This is a genomic window from Bradyrhizobium canariense (genome assembly GCF_018130465.1).
Lineage (GTDB): Bacteria > Pseudomonadota > Alphaproteobacteria > Rhizobiales > Xanthobacteraceae > Bradyrhizobium > Bradyrhizobium canariense_C.
Window position 1 is genome coordinate 148,341 of the sequence record NZ_JAFCKJ010000004.1, and the last position, 14,200, is coordinate 162,540.

General features: G+C 63.7%; 14 protein-coding genes. 9 read left to right on the top strand and 5 right to left on the bottom strand.

The window, feature by feature from the left end; all coding sequences use genetic code 11:
• Positions 1-12 precede the first annotated feature (12 nt).
• Positions 13-537, bottom strand: a complete 525-nt coding sequence (locus JQ591_RS13975) for a Dps family protein (RefSeq protein ID WP_211396588.1) — start codon at positions 535-537, stop codon at positions 13-15.
• Positions 538-650: 113 nt separating this feature from the next.
• On the opposite strand from JQ591_RS13975, the gene JQ591_RS13980 reads away from it, so the two are divergent.
• Positions 651-1,352: a class I SAM-dependent methyltransferase gene (locus JQ591_RS13980; protein WP_211396589.1), complete on the top strand. Its 702-nt coding sequence runs from the start codon at positions 651-653 to the stop codon at positions 1,350-1,352.
• Positions 1,353-1,630: 278 nt separating this feature from the next.
• On the opposite strand, the gene JQ591_RS13985 is transcribed toward JQ591_RS13980, so the two are convergent.
• Positions 1,631-2,002, bottom strand: a complete 372-nt coding sequence (locus tag JQ591_RS13985) for an ArsR/SmtB family transcription factor (RefSeq protein WP_211396590.1) — start codon at positions 2,000-2,002, stop codon at positions 1,631-1,633.
• Positions 2,003-2,114: 112 nt separating this feature from the next.
• On the opposite strand from JQ591_RS13985, the gene JQ591_RS13990 reads away from it, so the two are divergent.
• The 3 genes from JQ591_RS13990 (at position 2,115) to greA (ending at position 7,579) form a co-directional block, all read left to right on the top strand.
• Positions 2,115-3,284: an MFS transporter gene (locus JQ591_RS13990; RefSeq protein ID WP_211396591.1), complete on the top strand. Its 1,170-nt coding sequence runs from the start codon at positions 2,115-2,117 to the stop codon at positions 3,282-3,284.
• Positions 3,285-3,428: 144 nt separating this feature from the next.
• Positions 3,429-6,893: a carbamoyl-phosphate synthase large subunit gene (carB, locus tag JQ591_RS13995; RefSeq protein WP_211396592.1), complete on the top strand. Its 3,465-nt coding sequence runs from the start codon at positions 3,429-3,431 to the stop codon at positions 6,891-6,893.
• 212 nt (positions 6,894-7,105) lie between these two features.
• Positions 7,106-7,579, top strand: a complete 474-nt coding sequence (gene greA, locus JQ591_RS14000; RefSeq protein WP_007596674.1) for a transcription elongation factor GreA — start codon at positions 7,106-7,108, stop codon at positions 7,577-7,579.
• 249 nt (positions 7,580-7,828) lie between these two features.
• On the opposite strand, the gene JQ591_RS14005 is transcribed toward greA, so the two are convergent.
• Positions 7,829-8,308: an Lrp/AsnC family transcriptional regulator gene (locus JQ591_RS14005; protein WP_211396593.1), complete on the bottom strand. Its 480-nt coding sequence runs from the start codon at positions 8,306-8,308 to the stop codon at positions 7,829-7,831.
• 265 nt (positions 8,309-8,573) lie between these two features.
• Here JQ591_RS14005 and trxB point away from each other — a divergent pair, with 265 nt between their 5' ends.
• From trxB to JQ591_RS14030, 5 genes are all read left to right on the top strand, one after another.
• Positions 8,574-9,539 (top strand): thioredoxin-disulfide reductase, encoded by a 966-nt coding sequence (gene trxB / locus JQ591_RS14010; protein WP_211396594.1) that lies wholly within the window; start codon positions 8,574-8,576, stop codon positions 9,537-9,539.
• 5 nt (positions 9,540-9,544) lie between these two features.
• A complete protein-coding gene (locus JQ591_RS14015) occupies positions 9,545-10,468 on the top strand; it encodes a LysR family transcriptional regulator (RefSeq protein ID WP_007614700.1) in 924 nt (307 codons plus the stop codon).
• 466 nt (positions 10,469-10,934) lie between these two features.
• Positions 10,935-11,843: a 4-hydroxy-tetrahydrodipicolinate synthase family protein gene (locus JQ591_RS14020; protein ID WP_211396595.1), complete on the top strand. Its 909-nt coding sequence runs from the start codon at positions 10,935-10,937 to the stop codon at positions 11,841-11,843.
• A 78-nt stretch (positions 11,844-11,921) separates the two neighbouring features.
• Positions 11,922-12,185 carry a hypothetical protein gene (locus JQ591_RS14025; protein ID WP_211396910.1) on the top strand — a complete coding sequence of 88 codons (264 nt, stop codon included), beginning with the start codon at positions 11,922-11,924 and terminating at the stop codon, positions 12,183-12,185.
• 99 nt (positions 12,186-12,284) lie between these two features.
• Entirely contained in the window at positions 12,285-12,464 is a 180-nt protein-coding gene (locus JQ591_RS14030) for a hypothetical protein (RefSeq protein ID WP_211396596.1), read from the top strand.
• Positions 12,465-12,540: 76 nt separating this feature from the next.
• Here the strand turns inward: JQ591_RS14030 and JQ591_RS14035 are convergent, their stop codons facing one another.
• Together JQ591_RS14035 and JQ591_RS14040 are read right to left on the bottom strand one after the other, a co-directional pair.
• Positions 12,541-13,218 carry a ParA family protein gene (locus JQ591_RS14035; protein WP_007596685.1) on the bottom strand — a complete coding sequence of 226 codons (678 nt, stop codon included), beginning with the start codon at positions 13,216-13,218 and terminating at the stop codon, positions 12,541-12,543.
• 464 nt (positions 13,219-13,682) lie between these two features.
• A complete protein-coding gene (locus JQ591_RS14040; RefSeq protein ID WP_211396597.1) occupies positions 13,683-14,045 on the bottom strand; it encodes a hypothetical protein in 363 nt (120 codons plus the stop codon).
• Between the last annotated feature and the right edge of the window lie 155 nt (positions 14,046-14,200).

A 14,200-nucleotide genomic window follows, 5' to 3' on the forward strand; every position in this document is an offset into this window, starting at 1 on the left:
GAAAGACAAAGACTACGCCTCGTTGCCGCCTTCCTGTCTTGTGGCTTCGAACAGAAACCAGGTGCGGCGCTCGGTCTCGTCGATGAAGTTCTCGAGGATGCTGGCGCTGGCGACGTCACCGGCGTCGTCGCAGACCTCGTGTGCTTTGCGCATTGCCGCGGCGACATGCTTGTTGTCCTGCATCAGCTCGCGCAGCATCTCGCGCGGCGGGACGTAGTCTTCGTTGTTGTCCTTGATGGTCTGGAGCTTGGCGACCTGGCCGATCGACTTCAGCGTGGTGCCGCCGATCTTGCGGACGCGCTCGGCGAGCTGGTCGGTGGTGGCGAAGATCTGGTCGGACTGCTCGTCGAGCAGCAGATGATAGTCGCGGAAATGCCGGCCGCTGACGTGCCAGTGGAAATTCTTGGTCTTCAGATACAGCGCGAACGCATCGGCCAGAAGCACGTTGAGCGCCTCCGAAACCTTGTTGACCGCCTGGGACGACAGATCGGTGGGGGTGTCGAGGTCGGGCGAGACCTTGCTAGGGGCTTTGCTCACGGGAAACCTTCCTGTTAGGACGCGGACATTGACGGCGCGCCGCCGCACCCCTAACGCAGGCGGGACGCGCCGGTTCCTTTACCGGAACCGTTTGGCCGGGGCCCTCGGATACCATGGACGACTGGATCGATTATTACGACTCGACGCACACGATCTACGTCAGCAAGCTGCATCGCGACTTGCACTTTCAGATCATCGCGCGGGACATCACCGGCTACATCTCTTCGCCCGAGGCGACCGTGCTCGACTATGCCTGCGGCGAGGCGCTGTCGGCGAGCCAGGTCGCGGCGGCCTGCGGCAAGCTGATCCTCGCCGAGCCTGCGCCCGGCGTGCGCGGCCGGTTGATCGCGCGGTTTGCCCCGAACACGAAAATCCGCGTCCGCTCGCTCGACGACGTCCGCAAGATGCAGGAGCAGTCGATCGATCTCGTCGTGATGAACTCGGTCGCGCAATACATGACGCCGGACGAGCTCGACGCCGCGCTCCTCAACTTCCGCCGTATCCTGAAGCCTTCCGGCAAGCTGGTGCTGGGCGATATCCTCCAGCCCAATGTCGGCATGTTCAGGGACGTCATGGCGCTGCTCAGCTTCGGCCTGCGTCACGGCTTTCTGAAAGATGCGCTGGTCGGGCTGATCAGCACCGCTCTGTCAGATTACCGTCATCTGCGCACGCGCATCGGGCTGCAGCGCTACAGTGAGGAGGAGATCACCGCCAAGCTCAAGGCGGCCGGCTTCGCGGTCCAGCGCGCTCACGGCAATATCGGCCACAATCGCTGGCGCATGACGTTCATCGCGCGGCCGCCCCTAGTCCGTTAAGATTCCTGGGTTCGGTAAGATTCCTGGGTCCGTTAAGCATAACGTCTGCCTGAGGTGGCTTGTCGCACCCTGATCGGTAATGATCGCCGCGGCCCGGTGGCGGAAGCGTTTACGCGAGGGCGATGCATCGCTCTTTATCCTGGTTCAAATCCAGGCCGGGTCTCCACGCTTCGCCCCTGCGGGGCTACGCGTGGCGCAGCCACGCAAGACCCGCAGGGGCGAAGCGTGTCCGGCGTAGCTGGAGCGAAGCGAAAGCGAAGACGGACTGTCTCCGCAGCTCAATCTGCCTTGACGCCCTCACATTCCGACACAAGGTGAAGCCGGTCGGCGTCCTTCGCTGCGGAGGTGATGACGGCATCGAGCAGGCCGGGGAAACGTGCGTCCAGATCCTCGCGGCGCAGCCGCACGAAGCGGTTGGTGCCCGCCACGCGGGTCTGCATCAGGCCGCATTCGCGTAGCTTGGCGAAGTGATAGGCGAGATTCGACTTGCCGCTGAGCGCGTTGAAGTCGCCGCAGCACAGTTCGCTACTGACATGTTCCTGCTGGGCGAGTTGGTACACGATCGCCAATCGGATCGGATCGCTCAGGCAATCCAGGACCATCGGCAGTTCGATTTGCTCGCGGGTGGGGTGGGGAGGCGTGCGGCTCATGGTCTGACGATCATAGCAAAACGGCCCCGATGTTCAATAGTTCTTGAACTAATTGACTCCTGAACCAGTCCAATTGATAGTTCAATAAACGTTGAACATAGGGAATTTTCCAATGAGCGTGTTCTGGTTGGCCCTGGCGGCCTTTGCGATCGGCACGGAAGGCTTTGTCATTGCAGGGCTTTTGCCGGCGATCGCAACCGACCTGTCGATTTCCGTCTCCGCCGCCGGGCAGTTGGTCACGGCCTACGCCCTCACCTACGCGGTCGGCTCCCCGATCCTGGCGGTGACACTGAACAATATCGACCGCCGCACGGTGTTGGCCCTGGCGCTATCGACCTTCATCGCCGGAAACCTCGCGGCGATGGTGGCGTCCAATTACCCTCTGCTACTGGCCTCGCGCATGCTGATGGCGCTGGGCTCCGGGCTGTGCATGCCGACCGCGCTGGCCGTATCCGTGGCCGTCGCCGCGCCGGAGCGGCGCGGCCGCGCGGTGGCGCTGGTTACCTCGGGCCTCACGGTTGCGACCGTCATCGGCGTTCCCCTCGGCAATCTCGTCGGCAGCCTGCTCGGCTGGCGCGCGACCTTTGCCATGGTCGCCCTGATCGGCGCCGTTGCGCTCGCCGGCCTCCTGCTCGGCCTGCCCCGCGGCCTGCCCCGCAACACGGCCTCACTCAGCGATCGGCTGGCGGTGGCGCGTCACCGCAATGTCCTGGTCGCGCTTCTGATCACGATTCTATGGGCGCTCGGCGGCTTCACCGTGTTCACCTATTTCGCGGTTCCGCTGCGCGGCCTCGGCTTCGATGCTTCGCAGATCAGCCTTGCGCTGCTGGTGTTCGGCGGCGCCGCCGCGATCGGGAACATGCTCGGCGGCGTCCTGGCCGACCGGCTCGGCACGCTCGCCACAGCAGGTCTCGGGCTCGCCGGCATGGCCAGCGCGCTGATCCTGCATTCGCTGGTCCTGAAGCTGATGCCGGGACAGGCGCATTATGCGGTGCTGGGCGCGATCTTCCTCTGGGGCATCTCGGGATGGGCGTTCTACCCGGCCCAGGTCGCCAGCATCATCCGGATCGAGCCGCAGGCCTCGATGATCGCGCTCTCGCTCAACGCCTCGGCCATGTATCTCGGCTTTGCGATCGGCGGAGCCCTGGGCGGCGCCGTGCTTGCGACGTGGAGCCCGGCCGATCTCGGCTGGGTCGGCGGATTGAGCGTTTCGGCGGCTCTTCTGGTGCATCTCGCCCGGGGCTGGCAGGCCCGGCCAAAACCGGTCAAAATTGCCGGTTGATGGGCGGTTTTCGGGGTTTCGCCGCCCCGAAAACTGGTCTAAGACCCACCCGCGCGCGAGGGGGGACCACCGCGCTCTCGGCCAAAGGGACGCGCAGCAGGCGCGCCCTTTTTTTGTGCCCAAATTCCACTTCGGCGAGAGTTGATGCCCAAACGTACAGACATCACCACCATCCTGATCATCGGCGCCGGTCCCATCGTGATCGGTCAGGCCTGCGAGTTCGACTATTCGGGCACTCAGGCGGTGAAGACGCTGAAGGAAGAGGGCTATCGCATCGTCCTCGTCAATTCCAATCCAGCCACCATCATGACCGACCCGGAATTGGCCGATGCGACCTACATCGAGCCGATCACGCCCGAGATCGTCGCAAAGATCATCGAGAAGGAACGTCACGTCATCCCCGGCGGCTTCGCGCTGCTGCCGACCATGGGCGGACAGACCGCGCTGAACTGCGCGCTGTCGCTGCGCCAGCAAGGCACGCTCGAAAAGTTTGACGTCGAGATGATCGGCGCGACCGCGGACGCGATCGACAAGGCCGAGGACCGCCAGCTGTTCCGCGAGGCCATGACCAAGATCGGGCTCGAGACGCCGAAGTCGCGGCTCGCCAACGCCTCCGCCCTGAAGAAGTCCTTCCGCGACAAGTACCAGGCCGAACGCGCAAAGGCCTCGGGTGCTGCGCTCGCAGAGCTCGAGCGGCAATGGGCGCTCGGCGAAAGCGACCGCCGCAAGCGCTACCAGGAATATGCGCTCGGCCAGGCGCTGATGGCGCTGTCCGAGATCGGCCTGCCCGCGATCATCCGCCCGTCCTTCACCATGGGCGGCACCGGCGGCGGCATTGCCTACAACAAGGAAGAGTTCCTCGACATCATCGAGCGCGGCCTGGATGCGTCTCCCACCAACGAAGTGCTGATCGAGGAATCCGTGCTCGGCTGGAAAGAGTACGAGATGGAGGTGGTACGCGACAAGAAAGACAATTGCATCATCGTCTGCTCGATCGAGAACCTCGATCCGATGGGCGTGCACACCGGCGATTCCATCACGGTGGCGCCGGCGCTGACTTTGACCGACAAGGAATACCAGATCATGCGCGACGCCTCGCTGGCTGTGCTGCGCGAGATCGGAGTCGAGACCGGCGGCTCCAACGTGCAATTCGGCGTCAATCCCGAAGACGGCCGCATGGTCGTCATCGAGATGAATCCGCGCGTGTCGCGTTCTTCCGCCTTGGCTTCGAAAGCCACCGGCTTTCCGATCGCAAAGGTCGCCGCCAAGCTCGCGGTCGGCTACACGCTTGACGAAATCGCCAACGACATCACCGGCGGCGCCACGCCGGCCTCGTTCGAGCCGACGATCGACTATGTCGTCACCAAGGTGCCGCGTTTCGCCTTCGAGAAATTCCCCGGCGCCTCCACCACGCTGACCACGTCGATGAAGTCGGTCGGCGAAGTCATGGCGATCGGCCGCACCTTCCAGGAAAGCCTTCAGAAGGCATTGCGCGGACTCGAGACCGGGCTCACCGGCCTCGACGAGATCGAGATCGAAGGTCTCGGCCGCGACGACGACAAGAATGCGATCCGCGCCGCGCTCGGCACGCCGACGCCGAACCGGCTGCTCCAGGTCGCCCAGGCGATGCGGCTCGGCTGGTCGAACGAGGAGATCTTCAATTCCTGCAAGATCGATCCGTGGTTCCTCGGCGAGATGCGCGGCATCGTCGACATGGAAGCGAAGGTGCGCAAGAACGGCCTGCCGGGCAACGCGTTCGGCATGCGCACGCTCAAGGCCATGGGCTTCTCCGATGCCCGTCTTGCGGTGATCGCGGATACGACGGAAGCGGAGGTCACGGCGAAGCGCCACGCGCTCGGCGTCCGCCCGGTCTACAAGCGCATCGACACCTGCGCGGCCGAGTTCGCCTCGCCCACCGCCTACATGTACTCGACCTATGAGGCGCCGTTCGCGGGCGCGCCGGCGGACGAGAGCTCGCCGTCCGACAAGAAGAAGGTCATCATCCTCGGCGGCGGCCCGAACCGCATCGGCCAGGGCATCGAATTCGACTATTGCTGCTGTCACGCCTGCTTCGCGCTGCATGACGCCGGCTACGAATCCATCATGGTCAACTGCAACCCGGAGACTGTGTCGACCGACTATGACACTGCCGACCGGCTCTATTTCGAGCCGCTCACCGCCGAGGACGTGCTGGAGATCATCGCGAAGGAACGCACGAACGGCACGCTGCACGGCGTGATCGTGCAGTTCGGCGGCCAGACCCCGCTCAAGCTCGCGCGTGCGCTGGAAGCCGCCGAAGTGCCGATCCTCGGCACATCGCCCGACGCCATCGACCTTGCGGAAGACCGCGACCGCTTCAAGCGCGTGCTCGACAAGCTGCGGCTGAAGCAGCCGAAGAACGGCATCGCCTATTCGGTCGAGCAGGCGAGGCTCGTCTGCTCGGATCTCGGACTTCCGCTGGTGGTGCGCCCGTCCTACGTGCTTGGCGGCCGCGCGATGCAGATCATCCGCGAGGAGAACCAGCTCAACGATTACCTGCTCGGCACGCTGCCGGAGCTGGTGCCGTCTGACGTCAAGGCGCGCTACCCGAACGACAAGACCGGGCAGATCAACACCGTGCTCGGCAAGAACCCGCTGCTGTTCGACCGCTATCTGTCCGATGCGACCGAGATCGACGTCGATTGCCTCTGCGACGGCAAGGACACCTTCATCGTCGGAATCATGGAGCACATCGAGGAAGCCGGCATCCATTCCGGCGACAGCGCCTGCTCGCTGCCGCCGCATTCGCTCGATGCCAAGATGATCGACGAGCTGGAGCGGCAGACCCGCGAGCTGGCGCTGGGCCTCGACGTCGTCGGCCTGATGAACGTGCAATACGCCATCAAGGACGGCGATATCTACGTGCTCGAAGTCAACCCGCGCGCCTCGCGCACGGTGCCGTTCGTCGCCAAGGTGGTCGGCACGCCGGTCGCGAAGATCGCCGCGCGCGTCATGGCCGGCGAGAAGCTTGCCGACTTCAAGCTGAAGAAGGCGGAGCTCAAGCATGTCGGCGTGAAGGAATCGGTGTTTCCATTCGCCCGCTTCCCCGGCGTCGACACCGTGCTGGGTCCGGAGATGCGCTCGACCGGCGAGGTCATGGGCATCGACCGCTCCTTCGCGGTGGCGTTCGCCAAGAGCCAGCTCGGCGGCGGCACGCGGGTGCCGCGCAAGGGCACGGTGTTCGTCTCGGTTCGCGAGAGCGACAAGACGCGCATCGCCGAGGCCGTTCGCGAGCTGCATTCGCTCGGCTTCAAGGTGCTGGCGACGTCGGGCACGGCCCGCTTCCTGACCGACCAGGGCATCCCGACCGAGAAGGTGAACAAGGTGCTGGAGGGCCGGCCGCACATCGTCGACGCCATCACCAATGGCGACGTCCAGCTCGTCTTCAACACCACCGAAGGCCCGCAGGCGCTCGCGGACAGCCGTTCTCTGCGGCGCGCGGCCCTCTTGCATAAAGTGCCGTATTACACCACTCTTTCCGGGGCCGTGGCGGCCGCGCAGGGCATCCGCGCCTATCTGGGCGGGGACCTTGAGGTTCGAACCCTGCAGAGCTACTTTTCGGAAACCTGATCGCGAGCGGAAGGGCCAACCTTCCGATAAGTGATTGGCGATGAAGCCACTATGGCCGGAGGAACTGTCCGGCCATATGGTTGTTCTGTTCCGGCGCCAAGCCCATATGAACGTCCGGCGGCGTGCGCGTTGAGCCCCCGGACAGACTGACGAATCAAGTTGCGTGCGCGCTGACATTTCAGAGCGCGCGCGACCGAAGGACGAGAGAAGAGATGGAAAAGGTACCGATGACAGCGGGCGGCTTTGCCGCGCTCGGGGAAGAATTGAAGAAGCGCCAGTCGGAGGACCGTCCGCGGATCATCGAGCATATCGCCGAGGCGCGCTCACACGGAGACCTGTCGGAGAACGCGGAATACCACGCCGCGAAGGAAGAGCAGTCCCACAATGAAGGCCGTATCGCCGAGCTCGAGGACAAGCTGGCGCGCGCCGACATCATCGACATCTCGAAACTGTCCGGCGACACCATCAAGTTCGGCGCCACCGTGACACTGGTCGACGAGGACACCGAAAAGAAGACGGTGTGGCAGATCGTCGGCGAGGTCGAGGCCGACGCCAAGAAGGGCCGCATCTCCATCACCTCGCCGCTCGCGCGCGCGCTGATCGGCAAGAAAAAGGGTTCAACCGTCGAGGTCAACGCACCCGGCGGCGCCAAGGCTTATGAGATCACCAAGGTGGAGTGGCGGTAGCGATTTGCCGTCGCGTGTGATTTGAAAAGGCCGCGCACTGCGCGGCCTTTTTGTTTCTGCATGTTGCTGTGAGAGTGATGTGCTCGCGCCCTCACTCTCGTGTCCCGGATGCGCTGCAGCGTTCTTACGCTGCTGCGCTGAGCCGGGATCCAGAAGGCAACGCGGTCGGACGCGGTGAGATGGGCCCCGGCTCCGCAGCGCACCGCTGAAGAAGCGCTGCGCTGCGTCCGGGGCACGAGATCGCGCGAGCTACCTTCTTCCCTTCACATCGAGCGGCACGGCCGCCTCGTATTTCGAATTGTGCAGCACCAGCGAGGTCCGCACGTTGCGGACGTGCGGGGCGGCGGTCAGGTGGGTGACGAAATCCTGGAAAGTGGCCATGTCGGGTGCGACGCATTTCAGGATGAAATCGACTTCGCCCGACAGCATCCAGCACTCGCGTACCAGAGGCTCGGCGCGGACGAACTCCTCGAAGGCGCGCAAATCGGCCTCGGCCTGGCTGGAGAGGTGCACCGCGGCAAACACCGTGACGTCGAAGCCGAGCTTTCGTGCGTCCAGGAGCCCGCGATAGCCGAGGATATACCCCTCCTCCTCCAGCGTCCGGACGCGGCGCAGGCAGGGCGGTGGCGAAATGCCGACGCGCTTGGCCAGCTCGACATTCGTGATTCGACCGTCGGCCTGAATCTCGGTGAGAATTTTCAGGTCGATCTCGTCTAGGTTCCGCGACACGTGATTGGAACTCCTGGCCTTTGCGGCGGTATTGGTGGGTCTGTCGCAATCCTCATAGCCCAGACCGAACGCCCGGCGCAATTTTATTGCGCGTGCAGCGCAATCGACTTTTGTTCCCTGTTGGAAAAATCCGCCGACAGGGAATGCAATTCTTGCATAGCTCACCAGAAGGCTTAGATTACCTCTGATATTTCAGCGTCTCCGCGAGGCCTCCCGGCACGTTCCGCGCCCGCGCTGCAATCCCCCGTGAAAGGCATCTGTCGAAATGTCCGCCGCTGTCCATGCCAAGGTCGTCATCATCGGCTCCGGCCCTGCAGGTTATACGGCGGCGATCTACGCCGCGCGCGCGATGCTCGAGCCGATCCTGATCCAGGGCATCCAGCCGGGCGGCCAGCTCACCATCACCACCGATGTCGAGAACTATCCGGGCTTCGCCGACGTGATCCAGGGCCCCTGGCTGATGGAACAGATGGAGAAGCAGGCGCTGCACGTGGGCACCCAGATCAAGACCGATCTGGTGACGAAGCTCGACACCACGCAGCGGCCGTTCCGCCTCACCTGCGATAGCGGTGACGTCTATCTCGCCGACACCGTCATCCTCGCCACCGGCGCCCAGGCGCGCTGGCTCGGGCTGCCGTCCGAAGCGAAATTCCAGGGCGGCGGCGTGTCGGCCTGTGCCACCTGTGACGGCTTCTTCTACCGCAGCAAGGAAGTCGTGGTGGTCGGCGGCGGCAATACCGCGGTCGAGGAAGCCCTGTACCTCACCAACCACGCCTCGCAGGTCACCATCGTGCATCGTCGCGATCACTTCCGCGCCGAACGCATCCTGCAGGAGCGTCTGTTCAAGCACCCGAAGATCAAGGTGATCTGGGACTCGGCTGTCGACGAGATCTGCGGCACCGAGAACCCGAACAAGGTCACCCACGTGCGCCTGAAGAACGTCAAGACCGGCGCCTTGACCGATGTGCCGACCGACGGCGTCTTCGTCGCCATCGGACATGCGCCGGCGACCGAGCTTGTGGCCGGGCAGATCAAGCTGAAACCGTCGGGCTATGTCGAGGTCGCCCCGAACTCGACCGCCACCTCGGTGCCCGGCCTGTTCGCCGCCGGCGATGTCGCCGACGAAACATATCGTCAAGCGGTCACGGCGGCCGGCCTCGGCTGCATGGCGGCTCTCGAAGCCGAACGATTCTTGGCCCTGCGCGCCAGCGAGCGCGCGGCAGCGGAATAAACATCATGGCACGAACACGCGACGGATTTACGGATATGGACTGGGACAAGCTGAAGGTGTTTCACGCGGCGGCGGAAGCGGGCAGCTTCACGCATGCGGGCGAGCAGCTCGGCCTGTCGCAATCGGCGGTGTCACGCCAGGTCTCGGCGCTGGAGCAGGAGCTCTCGGTTTCGCTGTTCCACCGCCACGCCCGCGGCCTGATCCTCACCGAACAGGGCGACCTCTTGTTCCGCACCGCGCATGACGTGTTCATGCAGCTGCAGGCGGCGCGCGCGAAACTGACCGACAGCCGCGAGCGGCCGAGCGGCGATCTCAAGATCACTACCACGCCCGGCGTCGGCATCAACTGGCTGATCCCGCGGCTCGGCGAATTCACGGCGCTCTATCCGGAAATCCGGATCTCGCTGATCGTCACCGACGAGGAGCTCGACCTGTCGATGCGCGAGGCCGACGTCGCGATCCGCACCCGCAAGCCGACGCAGCCGGATCTGATCCAGCGCAAGCTCTTCGCGATGGGCTTCCACGCCTATTGCTCGCCTGATTACATCAAGCGCTTCGGCACGCCGCGCACGCTGGAGGAGCTCGACTCCCACCGCATCATCACGCTCTCCGACGGCAACTTCGCGCCGCATCTTCAGAACCGCAACTGGCTGGTCGAAGCGGGGCGCAACGGCTCGGGTCCGCGCGAAGCCTATTTCAGGGTCAACAACATTCTCGGCCTCGTCCGCGCCTGTCAGCAGGGCCTCGGCATCGCCGCGCTGCCGGACTATCTGATCGAAGAACAGAGCCGTCTCGTGCAGCTGTTCGGCGAATCGGATTCGATCCAGCTCGATACGTATTTTGTCTATCCGGAAGAGCTGAAGACGGTCGCGCGCGTGCAAGTGTTCCGCGACTTCGTGGTGAGCAAGGCGCAGCGCTGGCCGTCCTGATTTCCGCATGTCTGACATGCGGCTTGGACGGTTGATGCATGGCGCGAGGCTAGCCCATACTGTTTGCACGCTGAGCCTTCGCGTTGCGCATTTGTCCCCCTCCTCCAGTGGCGCGGGAGTTCAGTAATCCCTCTTGGAAGGTGATTGTGTCGGCCTCACGTGGCCAATACCTTAAGCCGGGCTCGATCGAGCCCGGCTTTTTTTTGGCCAATCCGGCCTTCGCGTTCCGCGTGTATTGACAGTTCCACGCATACCCCTCATCATTTGCAGATGATCACGAAGTCGTGCGCAATCTCGTCGAAGGCGATCGCCTCGAAAAAAGGCCCCCATCTGGGGACCTCGGATTTTTGCGCGCGCTAACACAGCCTTCGTCATCGCGAGCCGAAACTTCGAAAACCCCGCCGCCTGGACGGGGTTTTTTCATGTGCCCTCGTCTCAGGATTTTTCCCGAGAAGGAGATGGAAGCATGACCGGACTACAGGAACATTTGCACGGGCTCTGGCTGCCGCTGGTGACGCCGTTTCGCGACGGCGCTCTCGACGAGAGGTCGCTGCGACGGCTGACACGGCATTACAGCGGACAGGCCGTAGACGGCTTCATCCTGGGGGCGACCTCCGGTGAAGGCATGACGCTGCGCGACGCCGAGCTCGAACGCCTCGTGGCCATCGTGCGCGACGAGCTGGCCACCGGCAACAGCAAGCTTCCGATCTGCCTCGGACTGGCAGGCGCGGACACCTCGCGGCTGAAGGAGCGTCTCGACGAGACCGCGGACTGGCCGATCGACGGCTACCTGATCGCGAGCCCGTATTATTTGCGGCCGTCGCAGCGCGGGCTCTTGGCGCATTTCGAGGCGCTCGCCGATCACGCCGCCTGGCCGCTCGCGCTCTACAACATCCCCTATCGCACCTCGGTCAACATCACCAACCAGACGCTGCTGCGGCTTGCCGAGCATCCGAACATCATCGGCCTGAAGGATTGCGGCGCGAGCCGCGAGCAATCCATCGCCCTGCTGCGCGACCGTCCGAAGGATTTTCGCGTGCTGACCGGCGAGGACGCGAATTATTTCGAGGCGCTCAGCGACGGCGCCGACGGCGGCATCGTGCTGTCAGCCCATCTCGAGACCGCGACGTTTGCGGCTGTCCATGCCGAACTGAAGCACGGCAACCATGATGTCGCGCTGGCGCGCTGGCATGAAGTCGCGGAACTGACGCGCCTGTTGTTCACCGAGCCCAGTCCCGCGCCGGCAAAATACTGGCTGTGGCGCACGGGCCTCATCGACAGCCCCGAAGTGCGCCTGCCGATGGTCGAAGTCGGCAGCGAACTCGCCGCCCAGTTCGACCGCGAGATCGAGCGACGGATGATAGTCGCGGCGTAGCTGTTCTTTCGCCTCTCCGAGAAGCCCCTCACCCCACCCTCTCCCCGTAAGAACGGGGAGAGGGAGTGAGAGAGCGACGTGCCGTGGTTAACCGCGCACCAACGGCCTTCGCTGCTGCCGCATGGCGCATCCACGGCTCGTTTACGCAATCGCGCCTATCGTCTTCGTTCAAAGTCTTCAAAAGGGGGAATGATCATGGGGCAACGCATCCACCCGACGGCGGCAGACATCTTCGCGTCCGCCGATTTCGTGCGGGGAATTCTGGTGGTTTCGTCGTTCGGCTTCTGGGCGGTGATGCTCGGCCTGATGCCGGTCCTGGTGTTTCGGGTCTGGCTGGCGTGATGCAAGCGCACGTCCGGATGGTTAATCCGTGGGTTAGACTTGTGTTTGAATCCGCGCGAGATTGCGACCTGGAATCTTAAAACATCGCACGTATCGTCCATGCCCATAAGCGAAGAAATCGCGGGGGCGTTTGTGAATAGTCATAACGAAGTGGCGTCGCATTACGACGCCGAACAGCAGGGCTTCACCACCGAGGACATTCTCTGGGCCGCCGGCATCTGGTCGGTGATCCTCACTCTGTCGCCGGTGATCGTGTTCTACATGCTGATGGTGGCGTAACTTCCATAGCGATCTCCAGAAACGCAAAACGCGCGGACATCCGCGCGTTTTTCGTGGGGGGAATGATTTATGAAGATTACGCCGCCTGCTTGTGCATTGCGCCGGAAGCGGACGCCGTGCCGCGAATGGCCTTCACCGAACGCTCGATCGCCGCCCACAGCCTTGCGATTTCCTGAGCCGCACGGCTCTCGGCCTGATATTCCCGCGCGCCCTCGCCGTGGCTCAGCGCCATCAGCAAATCCGAACGGTTGGTGATCTGGCCGCCCCACACCGGAGCACGGAATTTCGCCAGCGCCTCGCGGGCAATCGTGACGATCGGGCTTTCGGACTCGTCGCGGCGCGCCGGCGCACCGTTGAGCACGACCGCGTAGGGCTTGCGCGCCGCACGGCACATCTGGATCGTTTCCTGCACCGCGTTGACGTCGAACACGCCGGGGCGGGCGGGAATCACGACCATGGTGGCATTGCGGATGGCGTCGTCGACGACGGCCGACAGGTTCGGCGGCGTGTCGATCAACACCCATTCATAACCGTCGCGCTTGGCAGCGGAGACGATGCCGCTGACCGAGTTCACCGCGGACTTGATCGGCGGCTCGTTGGTGCCACGCAGCTTGTGCCACAGCGTGAGCGAGCCCTGCGGATCCGCATCGACGAGCAGGATCGGCTTGGTTGCCTTGATCTGCGCGGCGAGATGCGCGGCCAGCGTACTCTTGCCCGAGCCACCTTTACGCGATGCAAAAACAATAACGTTCATACCTCTGCCTCCAGATTGACCCCAGGCGGCGAAAATGAATCACCTCGCTGATTCGGGAAAGAAAAATTTATCAGGAGTTGCGTTGCCGTCACGAAATAACAAGGCGTGTTGGCTTTTGAGTCACACTGCTTCGTGCGACGAGATACAAACTGCAATGAAACGCCCCTCACCCAAGCAATCGTGCGTTCTTTGAGCAGTGCGGCGGGACGAGGCGGAATGCAACCTTGCCGCGCAAACCATGATCCGCCCCTTTCCGATCGCGCGTATTCGTAATTGTCGCAAGCGTCCGCACGCGGAGGCGAACAAAAGGAGTCCGGTGGCTGGTGTGTGGCTGACGGGCCGGCCATTTTGACTCGAGGCCAGCGAAACGAGGCGCAGAAACGCAAATGCCCGGGACTTCAAACGCACTGCGCGCTGTTGCCCGGGCATGATCGAGTTTCGAAAAGGGAACGCGGGGCCCGCGTTCAGCCTTCGCTGGATTTCTTCTTCTTGGCCGTCTTCGTGCTCTTCTTCGAGGCTTTGGGCGCAATGCTGGTCGGCTTGCCGGCGCGGGGGGCGGCCGCCATGCCCGGCTCCGGTCCGGGCCGGAAGAAGACCCGGCACTGCGGCGAGAGCTGCGACTTCTTCTGGATCATGCAGGCGGTGATGGCGTCGACGTTCGGAACGAACTCGCCGCACAGCCGCATCGCATCCGGCGTGCAGGCCTGCTGCTCCTCCTGGGAGTAGGCAAAGCCTGCGCCTGGGTGGATCAGGACGGCCAGGGCGATCCCCGTGATCGCAGCAGCCATGTAGTTCTTCATGGATGTCTTAAAGCGGAACGCCGGCATCGATCCCCCCAAAAGTCGAGTCGGAGGGAATAGTGGGTGAACGGGGGTTGGTTGGCAACGAGCGGGAATGCGAAACCCTGGAGCTGTGCGCTCTCGGCAACAGGCCGGCCAGGCCGGCCAGCCCAGCGCCAGCCAGACCGGCGGCAGCAGGACCC

Coding starts and splice junctions, on each gene's coding strand:
- JQ591_RS13980 (WP_211396589.1), top strand. CDS start 651: ATGGACGACTGGATCGATTATTACGACTCGACGCACACGATCTACGTC.
- JQ591_RS13985 (WP_211396590.1), bottom strand. CDS start 2,002: ATGAGCCGCACGCCTCCCCACCCCACCCGCGAGCAAATCGAACTGCCG.
- JQ591_RS13990 (WP_211396591.1), top strand. CDS start 2,115: ATGAGCGTGTTCTGGTTGGCCCTGGCGGCCTTTGCGATCGGCACGGAA.
- carB (WP_211396592.1), top strand. CDS start 3,429: ATGCCCAAACGTACAGACATCACCACCATCCTGATCATCGGCGCCGGT.
- greA (WP_007596674.1), top strand. CDS start 7,106: ATGGAAAAGGTACCGATGACAGCGGGCGGCTTTGCCGCGCTCGGGGAA.
- trxB (WP_211396594.1), top strand. CDS start 8,574: ATGTCCGCCGCTGTCCATGCCAAGGTCGTCATCATCGGCTCCGGCCCT.
- JQ591_RS14015 (WP_007614700.1), top strand. CDS start 9,545: ATGGCACGAACACGCGACGGATTTACGGATATGGACTGGGACAAGCTG.
- JQ591_RS14020 (WP_211396595.1), top strand. CDS start 10,935: ATGACCGGACTACAGGAACATTTGCACGGGCTCTGGCTGCCGCTGGTG.
- JQ591_RS14030 (WP_211396596.1), top strand. CDS start 12,285: ATGCCCATAAGCGAAGAAATCGCGGGGGCGTTTGTGAATAGTCATAAC.
- JQ591_RS14035 (WP_007596685.1), bottom strand. CDS start 13,218: ATGAACGTTATTGTTTTTGCATCGCGTAAAGGTGGCTCGGGCAAGAGT.
- JQ591_RS14040 (WP_211396597.1), bottom strand. CDS start 14,045: ATGCCGGCGTTCCGCTTTAAGACATCCATGAAGAACTACATGGCTGCT.